This is a genomic window from Streptomyces sp. NRRL S-87 (genome assembly GCF_000719335.1).
Taxonomy (GTDB): domain Bacteria; phylum Actinomycetota; class Actinomycetes; order Streptomycetales; family Streptomycetaceae; genus Streptomyces.
This window is the reverse complement of record NZ_JOGB01000073.1, coordinates 25,087-33,238: the sequence shown is the minus strand read 5'-3', so window position 1 is coordinate 33,238 and position 8,152 is coordinate 25,087. Positions and strand designations below refer to the sequence as shown.

9 protein-coding genes and 1 pseudogene are annotated in these 8,152 nt (G+C 73.9%); 6 read left to right on the top strand and 4 right to left on the bottom strand.

Annotated elements, in window-relative coordinates:
• From IF43_RS43205 to IF43_RS0131675, 3 genes and pseudogenes are all read left to right on the top strand, one after another.
• Nucleotides 1-197 (top strand): annotated as a pseudogene (locus IF43_RS43205) (DUF2267 domain-containing protein); the annotation flags it as partial.
• A 146-nt stretch (nucleotides 198-343) separates the two neighbouring features.
• Nucleotides 344-739: a DUF2267 domain-containing protein gene (locus IF43_RS0131680; protein ID WP_051796557.1), complete on the top strand. Its 396-nt coding sequence runs from the start codon at nucleotides 344-346 to the stop codon at nucleotides 737-739.
• A gap of 81 nt (nucleotides 740-820) precedes the next feature.
• Nucleotides 821-1,168 carry an STAS domain-containing protein gene (locus IF43_RS0131675; RefSeq protein ID WP_037890888.1) on the top strand — a complete coding sequence of 116 codons (348 nt, stop codon included), beginning with the start codon at nucleotides 821-823 and terminating at the stop codon, nucleotides 1,166-1,168.
• Between the two features lie 53 nt (nucleotides 1,169-1,221).
• Here the strand turns inward: IF43_RS0131675 and IF43_RS0131670 are convergent, their stop codons facing one another.
• The 3 genes from IF43_RS0131670 to IF43_RS0131660 form a co-directional block, all read right to left on the bottom strand.
• A complete protein-coding gene (locus IF43_RS0131670; RefSeq protein WP_234332605.1) occupies nucleotides 1,222-1,962 on the bottom strand; it encodes a YqjF family protein in 741 nt (246 codons plus the stop codon).
• Nucleotides 1,963-2,173: 211 nt separating this feature from the next.
• A complete protein-coding gene (locus IF43_RS0131665) occupies nucleotides 2,174-2,836 on the bottom strand; it encodes a response regulator transcription factor (RefSeq protein WP_030208800.1) in 663 nt (220 codons plus the stop codon).
• Nucleotides 2,833-3,984, bottom strand: coding sequence for a sensor histidine kinase (locus IF43_RS0131660; protein ID WP_234332604.1), 1,152 nt, complete (start codon nucleotides 3,982-3,984; stop codon nucleotides 2,833-2,835). The genes IF43_RS0131665 and IF43_RS0131660 overlap by 4 nt, the downstream gene beginning before the upstream one ends.
• A 227-nt stretch (nucleotides 3,985-4,211) precedes the next feature.
• Between IF43_RS0131660 and IF43_RS0131655 the strand changes: the two genes are divergently transcribed.
• Complete coding sequence (locus IF43_RS0131655) at nucleotides 4,212-5,735, top strand: alpha/beta fold hydrolase (RefSeq protein ID WP_051796554.1); 1,524 nt, start codon at nucleotides 4,212-4,214, stop codon at nucleotides 5,733-5,735.
• Here the strand turns inward: IF43_RS0131655 and IF43_RS0131650 are convergent.
• Complete coding sequence (locus IF43_RS0131650; protein ID WP_030208776.1) at nucleotides 5,732-6,049, bottom strand: CU044_2847 family protein; 318 nt, start codon at nucleotides 6,047-6,049, stop codon at nucleotides 5,732-5,734. The two genes, IF43_RS0131655 and IF43_RS0131650, sit on opposite strands and share 4 nt — an antisense overlap.
• Before the next feature lie 144 nt (nucleotides 6,050-6,193).
• Here IF43_RS0131650 and IF43_RS41855 point away from each other — a divergent pair, with 144 nt between their 5' ends.
• Nucleotides 6,194-6,895, top strand: coding sequence for a hypothetical protein (locus IF43_RS41855; protein ID WP_158939599.1), 702 nt, complete (start codon nucleotides 6,194-6,196; stop codon nucleotides 6,893-6,895).
• A 391-nt stretch (nucleotides 6,896-7,286) separates the two neighbouring features.
• On the top strand, nucleotides 7,287-7,862 hold the full coding sequence (locus IF43_RS0131640) for a hypothetical protein (RefSeq protein WP_030208773.1): 576 nt from the start codon (nucleotides 7,287-7,289) through the stop codon (nucleotides 7,860-7,862).
• Nucleotides 7,863-8,152: the final 290 nt, after the last annotated feature.

Genomic DNA, 8,152 nt, shown 5'->3' with positions numbered 1-8,152 from the left:
GTGCAGGAACGCGGTGAGTACGCCTCCCGCGAGGAGGCCGACCGCGCCGCCCGCGTGGCGAGGCCACCGCGGCCTGGGACGTCAGCGCCGTCCTCAGCGTCGTCGCCGACGCCGTCGACGACGACCTGCTCCAACGCGTCCTGCTCCAACTCCCACCAGGCTACGACCTGCTCTTCGGCCGCCCGAAAGCAGCCTGACCACAGCCTGACCACTCCTCCCGCCCGGCGCCGCCGCCGGCGACACCGGGCCACCTGACCGAGCATCCCGCCTGACGTGAAAGGAAGAGACCGTGTTCGACCAGGCCGAACTCCAGCGACCCGCACCGGCCGTGACGTACGAGCAGATGCTGGAGGCCGTCCGCTACGAAGGCGCCTACCCCGACACCGGACGCGCGGCACAAGCCGTCGCCCACGTCCTGGCAGGCCTGGGCCGCCGCCTGACCGGCGACGAACGCGTCGACCTCGCCGCCCGGCTCCCCACCGAGGCCGCCCTCACCCTCACCGCCCAGGTCCCCGCCTTCGACGAACTCACCGGCTGGGGCTTCGTCAAGGACCTCGCCACCCGCGCCGGAACCAGCCAGGCAGCAGCCCGCTGGGACACCGGCGCCGTCCTCTCCGTCGTCGCCCGCCTGGCCGGACCCGACCTCCTCGCCCGCATCCTGCGCACCCTGCCCGGCGGCTACGCCATCCTCTTCGGACAGGCCGACCTCACGGCCGGCCGCACCCGCCGCACCCCCTGACCCGGCTGCTTTCCTGCCGAGGGGTGCTCCGGCACCCCCACGCGGAAGGAGCCGACCCCGGGCGTTGAAAGGAGGCCAGGCATGCACGGAGACGGCAGCAACGGCGAGGGCATCGACGTCGAGCCCCGCGGTGGCACGACAGTGGTCCGCGCGTACGGAGAGATGGACATCGATCGCGCCCAGGACTTCCGTGAGGTGCTGCTGGCGGTCCTGTCCGCCGAACCGCGTCCGGGCACTGTCGTGGTCGATCTGCAGGGCCTGTCGTTCTGCGACTCCTCCGGTCTCAACGCTCTCCTGAACGCGCGGACCGTGGCCGCCGAGGGCGGCCAGTCCTTCTCCCTGGCCGCCCCGGGGCAGCAGGTGCTGCGGCTCATGGAGATCACGGGTGTGACGGCTCTGTTCACCATCGAGCCGGTACCTCCGTCCTGAGCTCCCCGGGGTGGCGAGCGCCGGGGCCGACGGGTCTCCGGCACAACTGCAGGTCACCGCCGGCCTGCCTCCCGGAGGGCGGTTCGCACCGGGCGCGCGGGGCCCAGGGCGACGGGGCCGACGCCGTGGGAGGCGTGGGTCAGCGGGTGCCCGTACGGATCGGGCAGCCCGGCCGCGCGGGTGAGGGTCTGCGCGACGGACACGGTCGTCGCCCGCAGCAGCCGCCAGGGCTCGTGCCGGACGGGGGTACGCCACAGAAGGCCGGCGCGCCGGGAGTAGGCGTGGAAGCGGTCGGTGAGCCACACGTCCAGAGGACCGGCGGCCTCCGTGCCCGAGGTCCGGACGAGGACGTCGTAGGCCGGTCCGCCAGGGTTCCGACGGCCGGCGTAGCGGCAGGCGGCGCCGTCGGGGGCGATGGTCAGGTCGGCGAGGCGGTAGGGCACACCGAACAGACGGGCCGCGAGCAGCAGGGGCTGGGTGACGTCGAGGGAGAAGAACCAGATGCCGGGCGGCCCCTCCCTGTGGCGTACGTAGGTCCGCAGGTTCGTCTCGGGGAAGGTGCCGGGCAGCATGGGCAACCCGCACGCGTGCACCTCCGTCATCACGAACGGCGTCAGGCTCACCCACGCCCGGCCCTCGAACAGGTCGGCTCGGAGTCCGGGTGGCAGCAGGGCCTCTACGTCGTCGGGGCGGTACGGCCAGTGCACGAACGCCTGCCGCCGCCAGTACATCGACAGCAGCGGCACACCGACGGCAGGCGCGGCGGCGCCACGCCCCGGGGGCGGGGTGTTCACGGCGGTGATCCCATGGGGTCGGCGGCGGGCTTCACCTCCTACGTATGCCCGGCGTCGGCGGGACGACTCGGTCGCGCTTGAGGTGCAGGGGAGCGTGAACGGTGCGGCGGGCCGATCACCGGCGAGGGCCGGCGGCGCCGTCCCCGTCGACGACGTGCTCGGCCCGGACCGGGCGGTGGTCCGGCCCCCGCTCCGACGTCCTCGGCCGCCGTCAGGCCGGCGGGACCAGGCGGTTCTCGTGGGCGAAGACCACGGCCTGGATCCGGTCGCGGAGTTCCAGCTTGACCAGGATCCGCCCCAGATGGGACTTCACGGTCGCCTCCGCGAGGTACAGGACGGCCGCGATCTCGGCGTTGGACAGGCCGCGACCGACCTCGACGAGCACCTCCCGCTCCCGGGCGCTGAGCCGGTCCAGCCGCCCGTCGCGCACGGCCGCGCCCCCGTCGGCCAGGTGCGGACGGAAGTCCTCCAGCAGGCGCCGGGTGATCCGCGGGGAGAGCACCGCGTCGCCCGCCGCGACGTTGCGGATCGCGGTGAGCAGCTCCTCGGGCCGGGTGTTCTTCAGCAGGAAGCCCGAGGCCCCGGCGCCGAGCGCGGCGAAGGCGTACGCGTCCAGGTCGAACGTGGTCAGGATCAGCACCCGGCTCCCCGGGGACACCTCGACGACCTGCCGGGTCGCCTCGATCCCGTCCGTCCCGGGCATCCGGACGTCCATCAGTACGACGTCGGGCCGCAGCTCCCGGGAGAGGCGGACGGCCTCGGCGCCGTCCGCGGCCTCGCCGACCGGCGCCATGTCGGGCTGGGCCTCCAGGACCGTGCCGAAGGCCATCCGGAGCAGCGCCTCGTCGTCGGCGATCACGATGCGGATCGTCATACGGCGCCCGCCCCGCCGCTGTTGAGGAGGAGCCGGGTCCGCACACCCCAGCCGCCGGTCGGAAGGGGTCCGGCCCGCAGCGTCCCCCCGTAGGCGGCCGCGCGCTCGCGCATGCCGGGGATGCCGTGGCCGGACGGCGGTGCGGCGACGGGACGCGCCGGCCGTGGGCCGCTGTCGGTGACCTCCACGCCGACGCTCCCGGCCGAGCACTCGACCAGGACCGTCGCGCGGGTGCCGGCGGGGGCGTGGGTGAGGGTGTTGGTCAACGCTTCCTGCACCAGGCGGTAGACGGTGAGCTGTGCGCTGGCCGGCACGTGGGCGTGGCCGCCGCGGACCTCCAGGCCGGTCGGCAGCCCGGCTGCGGCCATCTGGTCGGCGAGCGCCTCCAGCTGGGCGATGCCGGGCAGCGGGTGGCGCTCGGCGTCCGGCTCGTCGGCCCGCAGCACGCCCAACGAGCGCCGCATGTCGGTGAGCGCCTGCCGGCCCGTCTCGGAGATCTGCAGCATCGCCGCGGTGGCCCGGTCCGGGGCCCTGTGCTGCGCGTAGACGGCGGCGTCGGTGAGCGCGACCATGACCGCCAGGTTGTGGGTGACGATGTCGTGCATCTCGCGCGTGATCCGGGCCCGCTCCTCGGCGACGGCGAGCAGCGCCTGCTGCTCCTGGTGCAGTGCCAGCCGTTCGGCCCGCTCCTGCACGGCGGCGAAGTAGGCCCGGCCGGTCCGCACGTTCACCCCGAGGACGGTGGCCGCGACCACCGTCGCGGAGAGCGCGACGAACGGGGTCAGGAACGCGCCGTTCGATGCCCAGCGCAGGCACGCCAGCACGGCCCCGCCCTCCACGACGGCGGCGGCGAGCAGCGTACCGCGCCGGCCGGTGTGCGCGGCCGCCGTGTACAGGGCCACCAGCAGGGCGATGTCCGCGGGCAGTTGGACGTCCGCCAGCCACTGGACGAAGGCCGCGGCCACCACGACGGCGAACACCGCGAGCGGGGCCCGGCGCCGCCACACCAGGGGCAGCGCCAGGGCCGCGGTGAGCGCCGCCGCCACCGGCAGCTCCCGGGCCGGGTACGTCGTCACGACGTTGAGCAGGAGCAGCCCCGGCAGCACCGAGTCCCACACCACGGGTGGCACCTGGTCCGGGTGGCGCACCGTCACACCTCTCCGCCGATCGGTCGTCGTGGCGGCCGGCCGGGGCGCCACCGCGTAAGCCGCAGCCTAGGCCGCAGGTCCGCGCCGCACATGAGCCCGGCGTCGGAACGCACCGGGGCAGGGGTACGACCACAGGAGGATTCCCGCACCTCCCACGGTCGCAGTCCGACCGCCGTCCGGGGTGTCCGGTTGCCACCCCGGTCGCAGTCGGCGGCGACCCGGGGCCGATGCGGCCGCCCGGGTCCGGTGCCGAGCATGGCCGGGTGACCGAAACCGTCCCGTTGCTGTCCCTGTCCCTTCCGGAAGTCCTCGTCCTGCTGGGCGCCGTCGCGCTGCTGGTGGCCCGCTGGCTCCCCCCTGCCACCCGCCGGCCCGGCACCGTCGCGGCCGGGGCGGTCCTCGTACCGTCGGCGATCGTGCTGGGCATCGTGGGGATCCGCTGGCAGATGCTGCCGGTCCTGGCCGGCGCCGCCGTCACCTCGGCGTTCGCCCTCCCGCCCCTGCTGCGGCGCCGTACCGGCCGACCGGCGCGACGGGCCCGCTGGTGGCTGGCCCTGCCGGGATCGCTGGCCTGCGCCGGCCTGATCGCCACCGGCCCGGTGGCCGCCCGGGCCTTCCCCGTGCCCGTCTTCCCCGAGCCGACGGGCGACTTCGCGGTCGGGACCCGGGTGGTGCAGTGGAGCGACCCGCTCCGCCCCGAGAGCTTCACCGCCGATCCGGACGACCGGCGCACCGTCGTCGTCCAGCTCTGGTACCCGGCGCAGAAGAGCCCTGCGGGCGTCCCCCGGGCCCAGTACCTGGGACGCACGGAGGACGAGGCGCGGACCGTCTCCGAGGCCCTCGCCGACGGGGCCGGCCTGCCCGGTTTCCTGGTCGACGGCCTCCCGAAGGCCCGCAGCCGCGCGGTCGTCGACGCTCCGGTGGCCGGCGGGGGAGCGCGGTTCCCGGTCGTCCTCTTCTCCCCGGGGTCGGGCGGGGTCCGGTCCCAGAACACCGCCTGGGCGGAAGAGCTGGCCAGCCACGGCTACCTGGTCGCCGCGCTCGACCACCCGTACGACTCCACCGTCGTCGTCCTCGCCGACGGCCGCACGATCCGCGCCACCACCGCCTCCTCCGGGGACCGCGACAGGGACGAGGAGCTGGCCGCCGGCTGGACCGCCGTCCGGGCCGCCGACCTCGGCTTCGTCCTCACCCAGCTGGAGCGACTGGACCGCGGTGAGACCGCCGACCCGCTGACCGGACGCCTGGACACCGGCCGCGCCGCGGTGGCCGGCCACTCCCTGGGTGGAGCCGCCGCCCTGCAGGCGGCCCGGCAGGACCGCCGGTTCGACGCCGCCGTCGACCTGGACGGCTACCCCCACGGCTCCACCGCACCGGCCCTCGAGCAGCCGGCGCTCGCGCTCACACAGGAGATCACCGCCGGCACCGACCCCCGCTACCTGCCCCGGCTGACCGAGGCCCTCGAGCACAGCACCGCGACGAGCTACCGGCTCACCGTCCCCGGCGCCGGGCACCTCACCTTCACGGACGGTCCGCTCTACCTGCCGCCCATACCCTCGCTCGTCGGCACCCTGGGTCGCACCGAGAGCCCGCGCGTCGTCGCCGCGGCCACCCTCGCCTTTCTGGACGCCACCCTGCGAGGCCACCCCGGCGACCTGGCCGACACCCTCCGGTCCTACGGCACGGTCTCGTCATCAGGGGCCCGGGGAACCGCGACGCCGGTCCCGTCTCCGCCCCGTTCCCGGCGCTAGCCGTCGTCGTTCTGCCAGGACACGGACACCTTCAGATGACAGTTCGCCTTGCTCTTGGTGATCACGGCGCCGGCCTCGACGGCGAGGTCCACGCCGAACTCGACGGTGATCTGGTCGGGCCGGGCCTTGCGCAACTGCTCGAGGGCTGCCTGCGCGACCCGGGTGACCGGCTCCAGGGCCGACTGCAAGGTCTGCGGCACCTCACGAACGGCGTCCCCGATGCGGCCGGCTTTCACCGGCCCCTCGATGCCGACGGCCGTCTCCACCAGTACGGAGCCCCCGCCCTCCAGCGGAATCCGTGCCAGAGCTGTCAACGTGCCTCCTCGGTCGGTCCCGGGCACATCAGGGGTCCCGTCCAGCATCCGGTGATGCGGTACGGGCCGCAGCTCTGAGGGGGCCGTGCGAGAAGACGCCCCGCTGACGCTACGGGCGCGTGACGCAGCCGGAACTACGGGCGCGTGACGCAGCCGCAGCTACGGGCGCGCCGACTTGCCGGTGCGGCCGCCCGGGTGAACGCTGGATTCGTGGTGTCCGTCCGCCGACAGATCCGCCCTGTGCCACAGCGCCTGCTGATGTACGGCTTCTCGGTAGCCCTGGCTGCAGGAGGCGTGTTGATGCCCAACGGCGTATCGGCCGCCGCAGTCGTCCCACCGGGTGCCGTAGCCCCCACGACAGCAGGCCGGCTCGATGTTCCCGCCGTGGATTGGGTGGAGGCCACCGATACTCCGAGCGGCATCACCGTCGAGCTTCCTGGAGAGGTCGAGCCCGTCGAATTCGCTGGTTCGCCCTGCCGTGACTACTCGGCCGAAACGACCGACCCGCATGTGGGCGTGCTCTTCACCGTCTGCGATGCCCAGGAGACCCCGAAGATGAGCGACCTCCACACGGCGGCCGCGGGGTCGACCAGCGGCTTCCGCAAGGGGTCTGGCAACGTGGCCGTCAAGTCCACCACACGGGAGACCGAATTCGACGGGCATCCGACGCTCGACCTCCGTCTGTCCACGAAGGACGGAGGTCCTGACAGCAGCGTCGGCGCGTATCGCTACATCGCCGACGACTCCCACTTCATCATGGTCCAGACCGTTGCCGACGCACGGAACGAAAAGTCACTGAACGCGATACACAAGCGAGTCATCACCGAAATGCACATTCCGGACTGACCTGACCCGTTCGTGGGTCGGTCATGCGCCCTGCGGGGCGCCGTCCCTGTACGGCGGCCTGGTGGTGCCCGACGCTGCGATCCGCGGCCGGATTTCACCCGACGGGACCCCGCAGGTGGGGTGTGCGGGCATGCTTGGCACCATGACGCAAGACGAAGGCGCGCAGAGCCCGCCGGCTGCCCAGGACGGTGCGTTATCCGCTGCCCAGTCACCCGCAGTCCGGGCTGAGGTGTCCGCCACCGATGACGGCCCGGACCGCCCGGCGGTGGGCGCGTCCCCGCCCGCTGGCAGACCCTCGACAGTGCTGCGAGCGCCACGGCGCGAGGAAGCACCTGCGGCAGCGGGAGCGGATGCGGCCGATGAGCCGGCCCCAGCTGCGTACCGGGTCACCATGAGGGATCTCGGACGTGGGGCGGTCGCCGCCGTCACCGTGCTCGCGTCCCTGACCGGTCTGTTCCTCGGGATCCGCGCCGAGCAACGCGCAGGCCGGGAGGAGGGGCGAAGCGACAAGGCGCAGCTGCGGGCCGACGCCCAGGACCGGCGGGACCAGGAGGCACGGGAGCAGGCGTACGCCGATCTCGTCGACTTCTACCGGATGGCCTCCGACGTGATCGTGGTCAACGGGAGTTCCCACCCCGTCAGCATGCGGCTCACGCTCCCGGCGAGCAGGTTGAAGTGGGACCTGAACCTGCAGCAGCCGTGCCGGCAGGTCGCCATCCCGTACCGGGAGATGCTGAGGTCCATGTCGGTGGAGGAGCCGTCGGTGCACCTCACGGAGGCAGACCTGGCACAGCTCCGGCTGGAGTTCAGGGACCCGAAAGGCATGGCGTGGATCCGCGACAGCGGCGGGCCCGTTGCGCGCCTGACCGCGTGGGAGCCGCCGGGGCCGCAGGGGAGGGTGGACATGGTGAGTTCCGAACGGTGGAACGTGTCGGCGCAGGACACGCGTCAGTGCGGCGGGTCCTGACCGGACCCGCCGTCGCCCTCGAGGGCGACGGCGCCGAGGATCTCGCGCCGGCCGCGGAAGTGGCCCCTGCCCGGAGCGCATCATCCGTTCGGCCCGGCTCGCGGTGCGGGACGGGGCGCAGGCGCTGAAACTGGCGGTGACCCCACGCGGGCGGCGGCCGACCGGCTGGCCACGCACCCCGCCGACGGAGCGGGTCCCCTTTTCCTCGCTCCTCGCCGCGAGGCCCGCCCCGATGCGTGTCCTGCCCGGGATCCGGCGCCTCCACGGGGACCGGCAGACGAGGAACGGTG